The sequence below is a fragment of the Pseudomonas sp. TMB3-21 genome, assembly GCF_054898145.1.
The window spans coordinates 884,868-901,314 of the sequence record NZ_CM142718.1; the positions used below are offsets into that span (position 1 = coordinate 884,868).

The following is a 16,447-nucleotide window of genomic DNA, read 5'->3' on the forward strand; positions in this document are numbered from 1 at the left end:
CAGATAGGGGTTTCGGAATTTAATCTTGACGATGACCTACTCTCACATGGGGAAACCCCACACTACCATCGGCGATGCATCGTTTCACTGCTGAGTTCGGGATGGGATCAGGTGGTTCCAATGCTCTATGGTCGTCAAGAAATTCGGGTACTGAGTCGTGGCCAGCTGGCCGCGCTTCAGCAAATTGGGTATGTGACAGCTTTCGGTGTTTGTGAGCATCGAACTTTCGGTTCATCTCGTCTTCACACACCGCAATCTGGTGCTCATTAGAGCAAGCAAATTGCTTGGGTGTTATATGGTCAAGCCTCACGGGCAATTAGTATTGGTTAGCTCAACGCCTCACAGCGCTTACACACCCAACCTATCAACGTCGTAGTCTTCGACGGCCCTTCAGGGGACTCAAGGTCCCAGTGAGATCTCATCTTGAGGCTAGTTTCCCGCTTAGATGCTTTCAGCGGTTATCTATTCCGAACATAGCTACCCGGCAATGCCACTGGCGTGACAACCGGAACACCAGAGGTTCGTCCACTCCGGTCCTCTCGTACTAGGAGCAGCCCCTCTCAAATCTCAAACGTCCACGGCAGATAGGGACCGAACTGTCTCACGACGTTCTAAACCCAGCTCGCGTACCACTTTAAATGGCGAACAGCCATACCCTTGGGACCGGCTTCAGCCCCAGGATGTGATGAGCCGACATCGAGGTGCCAAACACCGCCGTCGATATGAACTCTTGGGCGGTATCAGCCTGTTATCCCCGGAGTACCTTTTATCCGTTGAGCGATGGCCCTTCCATACAGAACCACCGGATCACTAAGACCTACTTTCGTACCTGCTCGACGTGTCTGTCTCGCAGTCAAGCGCGCTTTTGCCTTTATACTCTACGACCGATTTCCGACCGGTCTGAGCGCACCTTCGTACTCCTCCGTTACTCTTTAGGAGGAGACCGCCCCAGTCAAACTACCCACCATACACTGTCCTCGATCCGGATAACGGACCTGAGTTAGAACCTCAAAGTTGCCAGGGTGGTATTTCAAGGTTGGCTCCACGCGAACTGGCGTCCACGCTTCAAAGCCTCCCACCTATCCTACACAAGCAAATTCAAAGTCCAGTGCAAAGCTATAGTAAAGGTTCACGGGGTCTTTCCGTCTAGCCGCGGATACACTGCATCTTCACAGCGATTTCAATTTCACTGAGTCTCGGGTGGAGACAGCGCCGCCATCGTTACGCCATTCGTGCAGGTCGGAACTTACCCGACAAGGAATTTCGCTACCTTAGGACCGTTATAGTTACGGCCGCCGTTTACCGGGGCTTCGATCAAGAGCTTCGCGTTAGCTAACCCCATCAATTAACCTTCCGGCACCGGGCAGGCGTCACACCCTATACGTCCACTTTCGTGTTTGCAGAGTGCTGTGTTTTTAATAAACAGTCGCAGCGGCCTGGTATCTTCGACCGGCATGAGCTTACGGAGCAAGTCCTTCACCCTCACCGGCGCACCTTCTCCCGAAGTTACGGTGCCATTTTGCCTAGTTCCTTCACCCGAGTTCTCTCAAGCGCCTTGGTATTCTCTACCCAACCACCTGTGTCGGTTTGGGGTACGGTTCCTGGTTACCTGAAGCTTAGAAGCTTTTCTTGGAAGCATGGCATCAACCACTTCGTGTTCTAAAAGAACACTCGTCATCAGCTCTCGGCCTTAAGATCCCGGATTTACCTAAGATCTCAGCCTACCACCTTAAACTTGGACAACCAACGCCAAGCTGGCCTAGCCTTCTCCGTCCCTCCATCGCAATAACCAGAAGTACAGGAATATTAACCTGTTTTCCATCGACTACGCTTTTCAGCCTCGCCTTAGGGACCGACTAACCCTGCGTCGATTAACGTTGCGCAGGAAACCTTGGTCTTTCGGCGTGGGTGTTTTTCACACCCATTGTCGTTACTCATGTCAGCATTCGCACTTCTGATACCTCCAGCAAGCTTCTCAACTCACCTTCACAGGCTTACAGAACGCTCCTCTACCGCATCACCTAAGTGATACCCGTAGCTTCGGTGTATGGTTTGAGCCCCGTTACATCTTCCGCGCAGGCCGACTCGACTAGTGAGCTATTACGCTTTCTTTAAAGGGTGGCTGCTTCTAAGCCAACCTCCTAGCTGTCTAAGCCTTCCCACATCGTTTCCCACTTAACCATAACTTTGGGACCTTAGCTGACGGTCTGGGTTGTTTCCCTTTTCACGACGGACGTTAGCACCCGCCGTGTGTCTCCCATGCTCGGCACTTGTAGGTATTCGGAGTTTGCATCGGTTTGGTAAGTCGGGATGACCCCCTAGCCGAAACAGTGCTCTACCCCCTACAGTGATACATGAGGCGCTACCTAAATAGCTTTCGAGGAGAACCAGCTATCTCCGAGCTTGATTAGCCTTTCACTCCGATCCACAGGTCATCCGCTAACTTTTCAACGGTAGTCGGTTCGGTCCTCCAGTTAGTGTTACCCAACCTTCAACCTGCCCATGGATAGATCGCCCGGTTTCGGGTCTATTCCCAGCGACTAGACGCCCTATTAAGACTCGCTTTCGCTACGCCTCCCCTATTCGGTTAAGCTCGCCACTGAAAATAAGTCGCTGACCCATTATACAAAAGGTACGCAGTCACCCAACAAAGTGGGCTCCCACTGCTTGTACGCATACGGTTTCAGGATCTATTTCACTCCCCTCTCCGGGGTTCTTTTCGCCTTTCCCTCACGGTACTAGTTCACTATCGGTCAGTCAGTAGTATTTAGCCTTGGAGGATGGTCCCCCCATATTCAGACAAAGTTTCTCGTGCTCCGTCCTACTCGATTTCATGACTAAGAGATTTTCGCGTACAGGGCTATCACCCACTATGGCCGTACTTTCCAGAACGTTCCGCTAATCTCAAAGCCACTTAAGGGCTAGTCCCCGTTCGCTCGCCACTACTAAGGGAATCTCGGTTGATTTCTTTTCCTCAGGGTACTTAGATGTTTCAGTTCCCCTGGTTCGCTTCTTAAGCCTATGTATTCAGCTTAAGATACCTAACTTATGTTAGGTGGGTTCCCCCATTCAGACATCTCCGGATCAAAGTCTGTTTGCCGACTCCCCGAAGCTTTTCGCAGGCTACCACGTCTTTCATCGCCTCTGACTGCCAAGGCATCCACCGTATGCGCTTCTTCACTTGACCATATAACCCCAAGCAATCTGGTTATACTGTGAAGACGACATTCGCCGAAAATTCGATAATACTCAATTAAGAGCAACTCACAAATTTTACCTTAGCCTGATCCCACACCAGTGAAAGTGTGGTCCAGTCTATCTTTCTATCACATACCCAAATTTTTAAAGAACGAACTAGTCAAAGACTAGAAATCAACATTCACCATCGAACCGATGGAATGCTCATTTCTAAGCTTTATACAATCAGAAGCAGTAGTGGTGGAGCCAAACGGGATCGAACCGTTGACCTCCTGCGTGCAAGGCAGGCGCTCTCCCAGCTGAGCTATGGCCCCGTATTACTACAGGTTCCCACACAAAATTGGTGGGTCTGGGCAGATTCGAACTGCCGACCTCACCCTTATCAGGGGTGCGCTCTAACCAACTGAGCTACAGACCCAATTTCGAGCTACAAGGCCGACCTCACCCTGCTCTTAACCACAAAGCATGGGGTGCGCTCTAACCAACTAAGCTACAACCTATTAGGGCTGCTTCTAAATCGTCTTTTTCAATGAATCAAGCAATTCGTGTGGGAGCTCATGGAGCAGCTGATGTCGTCGATTAAGGAGGTGATCCAGCCGCAGGTTCCCCTACGGCTACCTTGTTACGACTTCACCCCAGTCATGAATCACACCGTGGTAACCGTCCTCCCGAAGGTTAGACTAGCTACTTCTGGTGCAACCCACTCCCATGGTGTGACGGGCGGTGTGTACAAGGCCCGGGAACGTATTCACCGCGACATTCTGATTCGCGATTACTAGCGATTCCGACTTCACGCAGTCGAGTTGCAGACTGCGATCCGGACTACGATCGGTTTTCTGGGATTAGCTCCACCTCGCGGCTTGGCAACCCTCTGTACCGACCATTGTAGCACGTGTGTAGCCCAGGCCGTAAGGGCCATGATGACTTGACGTCATCCCCACCTTCCTCCGGTTTGTCACCGGCAGTCTCCTTAGAGTGCCCACCATTACGTGCTGGTAACTAAGGACAAGGGTTGCGCTCGTTACGGGACTTAACCCAACATCTCACGACACGAGCTGACGACAGCCATGCAGCACCTGTCTCAATGTTCCCGAAGGCACCAATCCATCTCTGGAAAGTTCATTGGATGTCAAGGCCTGGTAAGGTTCTTCGCGTTGCTTCGAATTAAACCACATGCTCCACCGCTTGTGCGGGCCCCCGTCAATTCATTTGAGTTTTAACCTTGCGGCCGTACTCCCCAGGCGGTCAACTTAATGCGTTAGCTGCGCCACTAAGAGCTCAAGGCTCCCAACGGCTAGTTGACATCGTTTACGGCGTGGACTACCAGGGTATCTAATCCTGTTTGCTCCCCACGCTTTCGCACCTCAGTGTCAGTATCAGTCCAGGTGGTCGCCTTCGCCACTGGTGTTCCTTCCTATATCTACGCATTTCACCGCTACACAGGAAATTCCACCACCCTCTACCATACTCTAGCTTGTCAGTTTTGAATGCAGTTCCCAGGTTGAGCCCGGGGATTTCACATCCAACTTAACAAACCACCTACGCGCGCTTTACGCCCAGTAATTCCGATTAACGCTTGCACCCTCTGTATTACCGCGGCTGCTGGCACAGAGTTAGCCGGTGCTTATTCTGTCGGTAACGTCAAAACAGCAAAGTATTAATTTACTGCCCTTCCTCCCAACTTAAAGTGCTTTACAATCCGAAGACCTTCTTCACACACGCGGCATGGCTGGATCAGGCTTTCGCCCATTGTCCAATATTCCCCACTGCTGCCTCCCGTAGGAGTCTGGACCGTGTCTCAGTTCCAGTGTGACTGATCATCCTCTCAGACCAGTTACGGATCGTCGCCTTGGTGAGCCATTACCTCACCAACTAGCTAATCCGACCTAGGCTCATCTGATAGCGCAAGGCCCGAAGGTCCCCTGCTTTCTCCCGTAGGACGTATGCGGTATTAGCGTCCGTTTCCGAGCGTTATCCCCCACTACCAGGCAGATTCCTAGGCATTACTCACCCGTCCGCCGCTCGCCACCAGGTACAAGTACCCGTGCTGCCGCTCGACTTGCATGTGTTAGGCCTGCCGCCAGCGTTCAATCTGAGCCATGATCAAACTCTTCAGTTCAAACATCTTTGGGTTTTTAAGAAACCCTAAACTTGGCTCAGCAATCGTTGGTTACATCTTTGATTTCTCGCGGAGTAACTTGTGATGCTGATAATCTTGTTGACTATCAGTCTGACTCCACAAGCACCCACACGAATTGCTTGATTCAGTTGTTAAAGAGCGGTTGGTTAAGATCTTTCGTCTCAACCGAGGCGCGCATTCTACAGCGCTCCGTGTTTCTGTCAAGCGGTTATTTTAAGAAGTTTTCAAAGTTTCGCTTGGAAATCCTCAACAACTTCAACCACTTGCGCTTCCGATCTCTCGTTAGCGGGAGGCGAATTCTACAGCGTTACTCGCTGCTGTCAACACCTCTTTTTCTGCGCTTTCGACCGAGAAGATCGAATCGTCAAAAGAGCCAAACAACACCGCTCTTCCAACTCCTTCCAGGCTTCGATAATCTGAAGCAAGTCGCTGTCGAAAACTACGTAACTCATTGTTTACCAAGGAGTTTTCCGTTTCGACTGCGCCGGAAGTGGGCCGAATTATAGACTTCCAGAATCTGCCGTCAATACCTATTTTCACATTTCTGTCATATAGGTCAAAAAAGCCCTGAAACGCGAAGGCCGAGCCCGAAGGGGCTCGGCCTTCATCTCCCATTACAAGCTAGGGAAGGCGAATTGCGAAGCTTCATGGCTGGCACGCTGCGGCCAGCGTTGAGTAATCGCCTTGCGACGCGTATAGAAGCGCACGCCATCCGGACCATAAGCATGCAGGTCGCCAAACAGCGAACGCTTCCAGCCACCGAAGCTGTGGTAAGCAACGGGCACCGGCAACGGCACGTTGACACCGACCATGCCAACTTCAATCTCGTCACAGAACAACCGCGCCGATTCGCCATCGCGGGTGAAGATGCAGGTGCCATTGCCGTACTCGTGATCATTGATCAGCTGCATGGCCTCTTCCAGGCTGTTCACTCGAACAACACACAGCACCGGCCCGAAGATTTCTTCTTTATAGATACGCATTTCTGGCGTGACGTTATCGAACAGGCAGCCGCCCAGGAAGAAACCGTCTTCATTCCCCGCGACGCTCAGCCCACGACCGTCGACCACCAACGATGCGCCAGAAGAAACGCCGTCTTCTATATAGCCACTGACCTTGTCCCGTGCCTGTGCGGATACCAACGGCCCCATGTCCAGACCGCAGGATGTCCCGGCACCAATTTTCAACGCTTTGATTTGCGGCACCAGCTTCGCCACCAGCGCGTCCGCGACCTGATCGCCCACACACACGGCCACCGAGATTGCCATGCAGCGCTCGCCGCAAGAACCGTACGCGGCGCCCATCAGTGCGCTGACGGCATTGTCCAGATCGGCATCCGGCATCAGCACTGCGTGATTCTTCGCCCCGCCCAGTGCCTGGACACGTTTGCCGCGCTTGGTGCCTTCGGCGTAGATGTATTCGGCAATCGGCGTCGAGCCGACAAAACTCAGCGCTTTGACTTCCGGCGCTTCGATCAAGGCATCGACCGCAGCCTTGTCACCATGGACAACGTTCATCACGCCTTTAGGAAGGCCGGCTTCCAGCAATAGCTGAGCGATCAACAACGTCGAGCTTGGATCCCGCTCGGACGGTTTCAGGATGAAACAGTTGCCGCAGACGATCGCCAGTGGATACATCCACAAAGGCACCATCGCCGGGAAGTTGAACGGCGTGATACCGGCCACTACGCCCAACGGCTGAAAGTCCGACCATGCATCAATGTTCGGCCCGACGTTGCGGCTGTATTCACCTTTGAGGATTTCTGGCGCTGCACAGGCGAATTCTACGTTTTCGATACCGCGCTTCAGTTCACCCGCCGCATCTTCCAGAGTCTTGCCGTGTTCTTCACTGATCAGTTGCGAGATACGTGCTTCGTTCTGTTCCAGCAATTGCTTGAAGCGGAACATCACCTGAGCGCGTTTGGCCGGCGGGGTGTTACGCCAGGCCGGAAACGCAGCCTTGGCCGCGTCGATGGCTTTCTGAATGGTTTCGCGGCTGGCCAATGGCAATTTGTGGATCGCCTGGCCGGTCGACGGGTTATACACGTCGGCGGTGCGACCTTCTTCGGTCACCAGCTCACCATTGATCAAATGCGGGATAAGGCTCATGCGGGGCTCCAGTAAAGTTGTACAAGCGCCCTTCAACGGACGCTCTTATAGATAGAGGGAAAAATCAGTCGATCTTGTTCAGCACTTCGCCGACCGCGTCGAACAGGCGATCAAGGTCTTGCGGCTTGCTGTTGAAAGTTGGGCCGAACTGCAGGGTGTCGCCGCCGAAGCGCACGTAGAACCCGGCTTTCCAGAGCGCCATGCCCGCTTCGAACGGACGCACGATGGCATCGCCGTCACGCGGTGCGATCTGGATTGCGCCCGCCAAACCATAGTTACGAATGTCGATGATGTTTTTCGAACCTTTCAGACCGTGCAGCGCATTTTCGAAATGCGGCGCGACTTCGGCCACGCTCTGCACCAGGTTTTCCTTTTGCAGCAAGTCGAGCGCTGCCAGACCTGCCGCGCACGCTACCGGGTGAGCGGAATAGGTGTAACCGTGCGGGAATTCCACTGCGTATTCAGGCGTCGCCTGGTTCATGAAGGTCTGGTAGATCTCGGAGCTGGCAATTACCGCACCCATCGGGATCGCGCCGTTGGTGATTTGCTTGGCGATGCACATCAGGTCCGGGGTAACGCCGAAGCTGTCTGCGCCAAACATCGAACCGGTACGACCGAAGCCGGTAATCACTTCGTCGAACACCAGCAGAATATTGTGCTGATCGCAGATCTCGCGCAGACGCTTCAAGTAACCCTGCGGTGGCACCAGCACACCCGCGGAACCGGCCATCGGTTCGACAAAAACGGCGGCGATGTTCGATGCGTCATGCAGCTCAATCAGTTTGAGCAGTTCGTCTGCCAGAGCGATACCGCCCTCAGTCGGCATACCTCGCGAGTAAGCATTGCTGGCCAGCAACGTGTGCGGCAGGTGATCGACGTCCATCATCGCCTGACCAAACATCTTGCGGTTGCCGTTTACGCCGCCGAGGCTGGTGCCGGCGATGTTCACACCGTGGTAGCCACGGGCACGGCCGATCATTTTGGTCTTGGTCGCCTGACCTTTCAGGCGCCAGTAGGCACGGACCATTTTCACTGCAGTATCGGCGCACTCGGAACCCGAATCAGTGAAGAACACGTGATTGAGATTGCCCGGGGTCAGGTCGGTGATTTTCTCGGCCAGCTGAAACGACAGCGGATGGCCGTACTGGAAACCAGGCGAGTAATCAAGGGTGCCCAGCTGCTTGGCGACGGCCTCTTGAATTTCCTTGCGGGTATGCCCGGCGCCGCAGGTCCACAGACCGGACAGCGAATCGTATACCTGGCGACCCTTGTCGTCCGTCAGCCAACTGCCTTGCGCCGCCACGATCAGTCGCGGATCGCGCTGGAAATTACGGTTGGCGGTGTAAGGCATCCAGTGAGCATCAAGCTTTAGCTGGCTGGCCAGGGAAGACGGGGCGTTTTCAGGCAAGTTCATGGGACAAACCTCGCAAGGCAATAAGCGGCGTGGAGATGAAAAGCGTTCTTGCGACTAAATTGCCACGGCGATAAAGTCGGTGAAATCCAACTTTTCTAATGTTCAGTCTGCCCTCTACTAAACTTACGAGTAATAACAATATGAGCACTCGTCGCCCCGATCCGCTGGCCCAGGTCAGCGATTTTGATATTCGCTTGCTGCGGATATTTCGCAGCGTCGTGGAATGTGGCGGTTTTTCTGCGGCGGAATCCGTGCTCGGTATCGGTCGCTCGGCGATCAGCCAGCAGATGAGCGACCTGGAGCAGCGCCTCGGTTTACGTTTGTGCCAGCGCGGTCGCGCGGGATTTTCCCTGACCGAGGAAGGCCGCGAGGTTTACCAGTCTTCGCTGCAACTACTCAGTGCGCTGGAAAGTTTCCGCACTGAGGTCAACGGTCTGCATCAGCATCTGCGGGGCGAATTGACCATCGGCCTGACCGACAACCTGGTCACCCTCCCCCACATGCGTATCACTCACGCTTTGGCGCAATTGAAGGAGCGCGGGCCTGACGTGCAGATCCAGATCCGCATGATCGCCCCCAACGAAGTCGAACAAGGTGTGCTCGACGGTCGCTTACACGTTGGCGTCGTTCCGCAAGCCAGTGCGCTGTCCGGCCTGGAGTATCAGCCGCTGTACAGTGAGCGGTCGCTGTTGTACTGCGCGGTGGGCCATCCGTTGTTTTATGTCGATGACAAACAACTGAATGACGAGCGCCTCGATAGTCAGGACGCGATCGCGCCGACCTTTCGTTTACCCGCAGACATCCAGGCGCATTACCAGGCGCTGAACTGCACTGCCAGCGCGTCGGATCGCGAGGGCATGGCGTTTCTGATTCTGACCGGGCGCTACATCGGCTATCTGCCGGATCACTACGCGAGCCTCTGGGTTCAGCAAGGGCGCTTACGTGCGCTGAAACCCGACGACCGTTTTTATGACCTGAGCCTCGCATCGGTCACGCGCAAGGGTCGTCGCCCGCACCTGGTGCTGGAAAGCTTTCTGGAGAGCCTTGCCGCTACCCGCTGATACAGCCAAACCCGTAGGAACAAGTCTTGCTCCCACAAGTCTCACGCGGCACTTGTCTGGAGCCCGTTCGTGCGCTATCAACCTTAAGGCCGCACCCACTCACCTGTCCGGAAGTGCCTATGACCTTTGAAGTCCCCGCCCATGGCGGCAAACCCGCCAGCCGCATTCGTCAGAAGAACGAAGAGGCCATCATCAAAGCCGCCGAAGACGAGTTCGCCCGTCACGGTTACAAAGGCACGAGCATGAATACCATCGCGCTGAATGCCGGGTTACCCAAGGCGAATCTGCATTACTACTTCACCAACAAGCTTGGGCTGTACGTGGCCGTGTTGAGCAACATCATCGAGTTGTGGGACAGCACCTTCAATACCCTGACGGCCGACGACGATCCAGCTGAAGCATTGACGCGCTATATCCGCGCCAAGATGGAATTCTCCCGTCGCCAGCCACAAGCCTCGCGGATTTTTGCGATGGAGGTCATCAGCGGTGGCGGATGCCTGAGCGAATATTTCAATCAGGATTACCGGGCGTGGTTCCAGGGTCGAGCGGCTGTGTTTCAAGGCTGGATCGACGCTGGCAAAATGGACCCGGTCGACCCGGTGCACCTGATCTTTCTGCTGTGGGGCAGCACCCAGCATTACGCCGACTTCGCCACTCAGATCTGCCGGGTCACCGGTCGCAGCAAGTTGACCAAGCAAGACATGGAAGACGCCGGCGACAATCTGATCCGCATCATTCTCAAAGGCTGCGGCCTGACTTCAACTCAATAAGACACTTATGCCTTTTACCCTTAGCGGTTTTTGCGAGTTCCGCGAAGAGATTCGCAAAAGCCGTTTCATCACCTTCGCGGCGCCCATCGGCAGTCCCGCTGAAGCCCAGACGTTCATCGAACAGCACAGTGATTTGAATGCCACGCACAACTGTTGGGCGTGGAAGCTCGGCGATCAATATCGCAGCACCGATGATGGCGAACCGGGGGGGACCGCCGGGCGGCCGATTCTGGCGGCAATCGACGCGCAGAATTGCGATCAGGTGGCGGTGCTGGTGATCCGTTGGTACGGCGGCATCCAGCTGGGTACCGGCGGGCTCGCCCGAGCGTATGGCGGCGGCGCCAACAAGTGCCTGCAGGCGGCGGCGAAAATCGAGTTGATCAGCCGCGCGCCGGTGAGTTGCTCCTGCAGCTTCGCCCAACTGACGCTGTTGAAAATTCGCTTGGCAGAATTAGGCGGTTTAGTGGAGGAAGAAACGTTCACCGCTAATGGCGTCGAGCTGCAGTTGGCGATTGGTGAAGCGCAGATCGAGAGGCTGCAGAACCAACTGGCGGACTTGAGCCGCGGGCGGATTTTGTTGCGGCGTTAGAAGAACTGGAGATCGCAGCCTTCGGCAGCTCCGGGCTCTCAGAGTGAGTGGTTAAACGAATAGCGCTTTTGCCCACATCTACTGTGCACCCGGCTGTGGATAACCTGAGCACATCACGCTGTAACCCTTCTGTCATGCGGCTTTGCGGGCTTTGATCATTTTTTGTCCAAAGAGCCTGAAATCTAACTAAATCTACCATAAAACAAACAGTTAGCCGCGTTTAGCACCTTTAGGACAAAGCCCTGCAGTGCTTATGCCCATCACTCCGGATTGCGCACAAATACTGTGGAGCAATCTGTGGATAACCCGTTTATGACTGCCTCGGTTGTATGCCCGGCATGGACTGATCCCGCCTGATCGTTTTTTGATCAATTCGTCGTGAGCCAAACCAGAGCCCACTTAAAGAAATTGCCCTCAATTAGTGCCTGATCGCCATCAATGCAGCGGGCAATGCCCGTCCCAACACCCCGCACTGCGCGGTTGGATTTTTTTCCTGACCTACTGGCCAGGAAATTGCTTTATCCACAGGCATTACTTCACGCAATCGAGCCTGTCATGTCTAACCCCGAGCCAAGTTTCGATTCAACGCCGCGCCTGCAATTGCGCGCCATCAGCAAACGCTACCCGGGCTGCCTGGCCAATGACGCCATTGACCTGAACATTGCTCAGGGTGAGATTCACGCGCTGCTCGGCGAGAATGGCGCCGGGAAAAGCACACTGATGAAGATCATCTACGGCGTCACCCATGCCGATTCCGGGGAAATCATCTGGCAAGGGCAGCGCGTGAATATGCGCAATCCGGCGCAGGCACGCAGCCTGGGGATCGGAATGGTGTTTCAGCATTTTTCGCTGTTTGAAACCCTGAGTGTGGCGCAGAACATCGCACTGGCGATGGGCGCTGCCGCTGGAACGCCGAAACAGCTTGAACCGAAAATTCGTGAAGTGTCCCGCCGCTACTGCATGGCGCTGGAGCCGGAGCGACTTGTTCACAGCCTGTCGATCGGCGAGCGACAACGGGTCGAAATCATTCGTTGCCTGATGCAGGACATACGGCTGCTGATTCTGGACGAACCGACATCAGTGCTGACCCCGCAGGAGGCCGACGACCTGTTCGTCACCCTGCGTCGACTGGCTGCCGAGGGCTGCAGCATTCTGTTCATCAGTCACAAGCTTGGCGAGGTTCGCGCGTTGTGCCACAGCGCTACCGTTTTGCGTGGCGGGCGAGTGGCCGGGCATTGCGTGCCGGCCGAATGCTCGGACCAGCAACTGGCGCGATTGATGGTCGGGGACGCGGCCGAATTGATGACTGACTATCCGAAGGTGACGGGCGGCGAAACATTCCTCAATGTCAGCGGCTTGTCCTGGCACAACCCCGATCCGTTCGGCTGTTCGTTGCAGGATATTCACCTGCAGGTGCGCCGCGCAGAGATCGTTGGCATTGCCGGGGTCGCCGGCAATGGCCAGGACGAATTGCTGGCATTGCTCAGCGGTGAACAGCGTTTGCATCGCAACGACAGCGGGATCATTTGTTTCGACCGGCAACCGGTCGCAGATTTGCGCCCGGATGCTCGTCGCCAACGGGGGCTGGCCTTCATTCCGGCCGAGCGGCTGGGGCATGGCGCCGTGCCGGAACTGAGCCTGGCGGATAACGCGCTGCTCACTGCTTTTCAGCAAGGACTGGTAAGCAACGGCTTGATTCAGCGCAGCAAAGTCGAAGCGCTTGCCGAAGACATCATTCGCCGCTTCGGGGTCAAGACACCGGGGACGCAAACGCCGGCACGCAGCCTGTCCGGCGGTAACCTGCAGAAGTTCATCCTCGGCCGGGAAATCCTCCAGCAACCGAAATTGCTGGTGGCCGCGCACCCGACCTGGGGCGTCGACGTCGGTGCCGCCGCGACCATCCACCGCGCGCTGATCGCCTTGCGCGATGCCGGCGCGGCGATCCTGGTTATCTCCGAAGACCTCGACGAACTGTTCCAGATCAGCGACCGCCTCGGCGCGCTGTGCGGGGGTCGTCTATCGGCGCTGCGGGACACAGTCGACACCCGCCTGATCGACGTCGGCGGCTGGATGGCTGGCCAGTTTGACGTTTCTCCATCCAATGCGCACGCCACGGTTTAACGGAGTTTTTCTATGCTGCTTTCACTCGAACCCCGCGGCCAGCAATCGCGTTTGATGTTGTGGTGCTCGCCTCTGCTGGCGGCTGTGCTGACCCTGGGTTGCGGCTCGCTACTGTTTATCGCGCTCGGCCATGATCCGTTGCTGACCTTGCACACTTTATTGATCGCGCCGGTCAGCGACGTGTATGGCGTCTCGGAATTGCTGGTCAAAGCGCTGCCGATTTTGCTCTGCGCGCTAGGCCTGGCCGTGGCGTATCAGGCACGAATCTGGAACATCGGCGCCGAAGGCCAATTGCTGCTCGGTGCGCTGGCCGGCAGTGCGCTGGCAGTGAACATCATTGGCATGGAGAGTCGCTGGGCATTGGCCTTGATCCTGATTGTCGGCACCTGCGCGGGTGCCGCGTGGGCCGGCCTGACCGCATGGTTACGCACGCGCTTCAACGCCAATGAAATTCTGACCAGCATCATGCTCAATTACATCGCCCTCAATCTGCTGCTGTTCTGCGTGCATGGGCCGTTGAAAGATCCTGCCGGTTTCAATTTTCCCGAGTCAGCGATGTTCGCCGACGCCAGCCGTTTACCGTTGTTGCTGGAGGACGGTCGGGTTCACGCCGGGGTGTATTTCGCCCTGCTCGCGCTGGTGGCCGTGTGGGTGTTGCTGCAGAAAAGCTTCGTCGGTTTCCAGATCAAAGTGCTCGGGCTGGACAAGCGCGCGGCCGGGTTTGTCGGCTTTCGCGAGAAACGTCTGATCTGGCTGGCGCTGCTGATCAGCGGTGGACTGGCCGGGTTGGCCGGCGTCTGCGAAGTGACCGGGCCGATCGGTCAACTAGTGCCGCAAGTCTCGCCGGGGTACGGCTATGCGGCGATTACCGTGGCCTTCCTCGGACGGCTCAACCCGATCGGCATTCTGTTTTCCAGTCTGCTGATGGCGCTGTTGTACATCGGCGGCGAAAACGCGCAGATGAACATGAACCTGCCGCAGGCCATCACCCAACTCTTTCAGGGAATGATGCTGTTTTTCCTGCTGGCCAGTGACGTACTGATTCTGTATCGCCCCCGCCTGAAGGTGCGCTGGACGCGCACGCAAAGCACCGCCGTACATGCAGGAGCGCTGTGATGGATATCGATCTGCTGAGTAATATTTTCTACGCCATGATCCGCTGCGGTACGCCGCTGTTGTTGGTGGCGCTCGGTGAACTGATCTGCGAGAAGAGCGGCGTGCTCAATCTCGGGCAGGAAGGAATGATTCTGTTTGGTGCGGTGATCGGTTTCATCATCGCGCTGAACAGCGGCAATCTTTGGCTGGGCGTGTTGCTGGCGATGCTCGCCGGGATGCTGCTGTCATCGCTGTTCGCACTGGTGGCGTTGGTGTTCAATGCCAATCAGGTCGCGACCGGCCTGGCGCTGACCATCTTCGGTGTGGGTTTATCGACCTTCATCGGCGCAGCGTGGGTGGGCAAACCGTTGGCGGGTTTCGAGCCGGTGGCGATCCCTTATCTGAGTGAAATCCCGCTGATTGGACGGATGCTGTTTGCACAGGACCTGCTGGTGTATCTGTCCTTCGCACTGTTTGCTTTGGTGGCGTGGGTGATTATGAAAAGCCGCGTCGGGCTGATCATTCAGGCGGTCGGTGAAAATCCGGATGCGGCCAGTGCGATGGGCCTGCCGGTGCTCGGCGTGCGGACGCTGGCAGTATTGTTTGGCGGGGCCATGGCGGGGTTGGCCGGGGCCTATCTGTCGCTGGCGTATACGCCGATGTGGGCGGAAAACATGAGCGCCGGGCGCGGCTGGATTGCGCTGGCGCTGGTGGTGTTCGCCAGCTGGCGCGTGTGGCGATTGTTGCTGGGCGCGTATCTGTTCGGGCTCGCCAGCATCCTGCACCTGGTGGCGCAGGGTTTGGGGCTGGCAATTCCGTCCAGCCTGTTGGCGATGCTGCCGTATATCGCGACGATTGTGGTGTTGGTGCTGTTGTCGCGGGATGCGCTGCGCACGCGATTGTATGCGCCGGTGTCGTTGGGGCAGCCGTGGCAGGGTGGTCACTAGGGTCGTCTGTGCAGACCTCTTCGTCGGAACGCCGCCCGGACCAAGCCCGCTCCCACATGAGAACTGTGTCGGTCAAAAAAGATCAGCTCAACTCGGTCGAATGTGGGAGCGGGCTTGCTCGCGAATGGCGGACTTTAATCTGGCCGGGCTTTCGAGAATGTACTCGGCCAATTGTAGGGGCTGGCTTGCCGGCGATGGCTATGTCCCGGGTGACTTGGATTTGTCGGGTGTACATATCCATTGCTGCGGTGATGGCTTGCATTGGTTTCGCCCTTACGGCGAGTTACTTGGTGCCGGGCCGCATAGGCATTTCCAAGTGACCCGCTGTAAGAGCGGAACCAATATCAGCAACCACCGCAGCAACGGATATGTACACCTGCAAAAAACAAGTCACCCAAGACAAAGCCATCGCTGGCAAGCCAGCTCCTACAGTTGACCGAGTAAAACCATGAGATCAAGCCGAGTTCAGTTTCGCCATCGCGGACAGGTGGCTCCCACACTTTGATCAGACCGCCAATGCGGGGCTTGCTCCGGGCGGCGTTCCGACGAAGGCGTCCGCACAGGCAACACCTGAGCCACGCCCCACGCCAATTCAAAAAACAGGAAAATCACCAGCAGCGAACTGGCGCCCTGCAGCAAGGCATACAACTGCCACGCTGCAAACAGGAATCGCGCCACTGCGTCATACCGCCCATAAACCTGCTGCGGATCACGAATCCGCAGCACGGCCCACACGCACACGATCGATCCCAACAGATTCGCCATCAACAGGTGCATGGGCTCAAACGGCGGCAGCGCTCCAGACAAGTCGAAAGTCTGGCTAACGCTTGTCAGCACGCCATGCAACGCCGCAAAACTCCACGGCGTTGCAAACGCTGCGGTGACGATCAAGTCATACCAGGCGCTGCCGCGCACCAAGCGACGATATTGCAGTGAAGTCCACATCCGCGTTGCTCCAGAAATTCAAGAAGCAACGAGGCTAAAGCCTGGAGTATGCTCCAGGG

Annotated in this window: 9 protein-coding genes, 2 tRNA genes and 3 rRNA genes; 6 read left to right on the forward strand and 8 right to left on the reverse strand. The window is 56.1% G+C overall.

The window, feature by feature from the left end:
• Window positions 1-23: 23 nt before the first annotated feature.
• The 7 genes from rrf to aptA all read right to left on the reverse strand — a co-directional run bounded on the left by rrf (window position 24) and on the right by aptA (window position 8,860).
• Window positions 24-139 (reverse strand): 5S ribosomal RNA (rrf, locus tag ACYZTS_RS04190).
• Between the two features lie 156 nt (window positions 140-295).
• Window positions 296-3,187 (reverse strand): 23S ribosomal RNA (locus ACYZTS_RS04195).
• A gap of 249 nt (window positions 3,188-3,436) precedes the next feature.
• Window positions 3,437-3,512 (reverse strand) — tRNA-Ala (locus tag ACYZTS_RS04200).
• 27 nt (window positions 3,513-3,539) lie between these two features.
• Window positions 3,540-3,616: transfer RNA gene (locus ACYZTS_RS04205), tRNA-Ile, on the reverse strand.
• Between the two features lie 162 nt (window positions 3,617-3,778).
• Window positions 3,779-5,317, reverse strand: a 16S ribosomal RNA gene (locus ACYZTS_RS04210).
• Together the 16S, 23S and 5S rRNA genes with 2 tRNA genes alongside form the textbook arrangement of a ribosomal RNA operon.
• Window positions 5,318-5,952: 635 nt before the next feature.
• Window positions 5,953-7,446 carry a CoA-acylating methylmalonate-semialdehyde dehydrogenase gene (locus ACYZTS_RS04215; protein WP_028623499.1) on the reverse strand — a complete coding sequence of 498 codons (1,494 nt, stop codon included), beginning with the start codon at window positions 7,444-7,446 and terminating at the stop codon, window positions 5,953-5,955.
• Window positions 7,447-7,510: 64 nt separating this feature from the next.
• A complete protein-coding gene (gene aptA / locus ACYZTS_RS04220) occupies window positions 7,511-8,860 on the reverse strand; it encodes an omega-aminotransferase AptA (protein ID WP_028623498.1) in 1,350 nt (449 codons plus the stop codon).
• A gap of 140 nt (window positions 8,861-9,000) precedes the next feature.
• Here aptA and ACYZTS_RS04225 point away from each other — a divergent pair, with 140 nt between their 5' ends.
• From ACYZTS_RS04225 to ACYZTS_RS04250, 6 genes are all read left to right on the forward strand, one after another.
• On the forward strand, window positions 9,001-9,921 hold the full coding sequence (locus tag ACYZTS_RS04225; protein ID WP_028623497.1) for a LysR family transcriptional regulator: 921 nt from the start codon (window positions 9,001-9,003) through the stop codon (window positions 9,919-9,921).
• A 119-nt stretch (window positions 9,922-10,040) separates the two neighbouring features.
• Window positions 10,041-10,691 (forward strand): TetR/AcrR family transcriptional regulator, encoded by a 651-nt coding sequence (locus ACYZTS_RS04230; RefSeq protein ID WP_461994251.1) that lies wholly within the window; start codon window positions 10,041-10,043, stop codon window positions 10,689-10,691.
• Window positions 10,692-10,698: 7 nt separating this feature from the next.
• Window positions 10,699-11,280, forward strand: coding sequence for an IMPACT family protein (locus tag ACYZTS_RS04235; RefSeq protein ID WP_461994253.1), 582 nt, complete (start codon window positions 10,699-10,701; stop codon window positions 11,278-11,280).
• Window positions 11,281-11,835: 555 nt separating this feature from the next.
• Window positions 11,836-13,401, forward strand: coding sequence for an ABC transporter ATP-binding protein (locus tag ACYZTS_RS04240; RefSeq protein ID WP_461994255.1), 1,566 nt, complete (start codon window positions 11,836-11,838; stop codon window positions 13,399-13,401).
• Window positions 13,402-13,413: 12 nt separating this feature from the next.
• A complete protein-coding gene (locus tag ACYZTS_RS04245; protein WP_461994257.1) occupies window positions 13,414-14,517 on the forward strand; it encodes an ABC transporter permease in 1,104 nt (367 codons plus the stop codon).
• Window positions 14,517-15,443 (forward strand): ABC transporter permease, encoded by a 927-nt coding sequence (locus tag ACYZTS_RS04250; protein ID WP_461994259.1) that lies wholly within the window; start codon window positions 14,517-14,519, stop codon window positions 15,441-15,443. The genes ACYZTS_RS04245 and ACYZTS_RS04250 overlap by 1 nt, the downstream gene beginning before the upstream one ends.
• A 465-nt stretch (window positions 15,444-15,908) precedes the next feature.
• Here ACYZTS_RS04250 and ACYZTS_RS04255 read toward each other — a convergent pair whose 3' ends face one another.
• Window positions 15,909-16,388, reverse strand: coding sequence for a hypothetical protein (locus ACYZTS_RS04255; protein ID WP_461994261.1), 480 nt, complete (start codon window positions 16,386-16,388; stop codon window positions 15,909-15,911).
• Window positions 16,389-16,447: the final 59 nt, after the last annotated feature.

Coding starts and splice junctions, on each gene's coding strand:
- ACYZTS_RS04225 (WP_028623497.1), top strand. CDS start 9,001: ATGAGCACTCGTCGCCCCGATCCGCTGGCCCAGGTCAGCGATTTTGAT.
- ACYZTS_RS04240 (WP_461994255.1), top strand. CDS start 11,836: ATGTCTAACCCCGAGCCAAGTTTCGATTCAACGCCGCGCCTGCAATTG.
- ACYZTS_RS04255 (WP_461994261.1), bottom strand. CDS start 16,388: ATGTGGACTTCACTGCAATATCGTCGCTTGGTGCGCGGCAGCGCCTGG.
- ACYZTS_RS04215 (WP_028623499.1), bottom strand. CDS start 7,446: ATGAGCCTTATCCCGCATTTGATCAATGGTGAGCTGGTGACCGAAGAA.
- ACYZTS_RS04245 (WP_461994257.1), top strand. CDS start 13,414: ATGCTGCTTTCACTCGAACCCCGCGGCCAGCAATCGCGTTTGATGTTG.
- ACYZTS_RS04230 (WP_461994251.1), top strand. CDS start 10,041: ATGACCTTTGAAGTCCCCGCCCATGGCGGCAAACCCGCCAGCCGCATT.
- aptA (WP_028623498.1), bottom strand. CDS start 8,860: ATGAACTTGCCTGAAAACGCCCCGTCTTCCCTGGCCAGCCAGCTAAAG.
- ACYZTS_RS04250 (WP_461994259.1), top strand. CDS start 14,517: ATGGATATCGATCTGCTGAGTAATATTTTCTACGCCATGATCCGCTGC.
- ACYZTS_RS04235 (WP_461994253.1), top strand. CDS start 10,699: ATGCCTTTTACCCTTAGCGGTTTTTGCGAGTTCCGCGAAGAGATTCGC.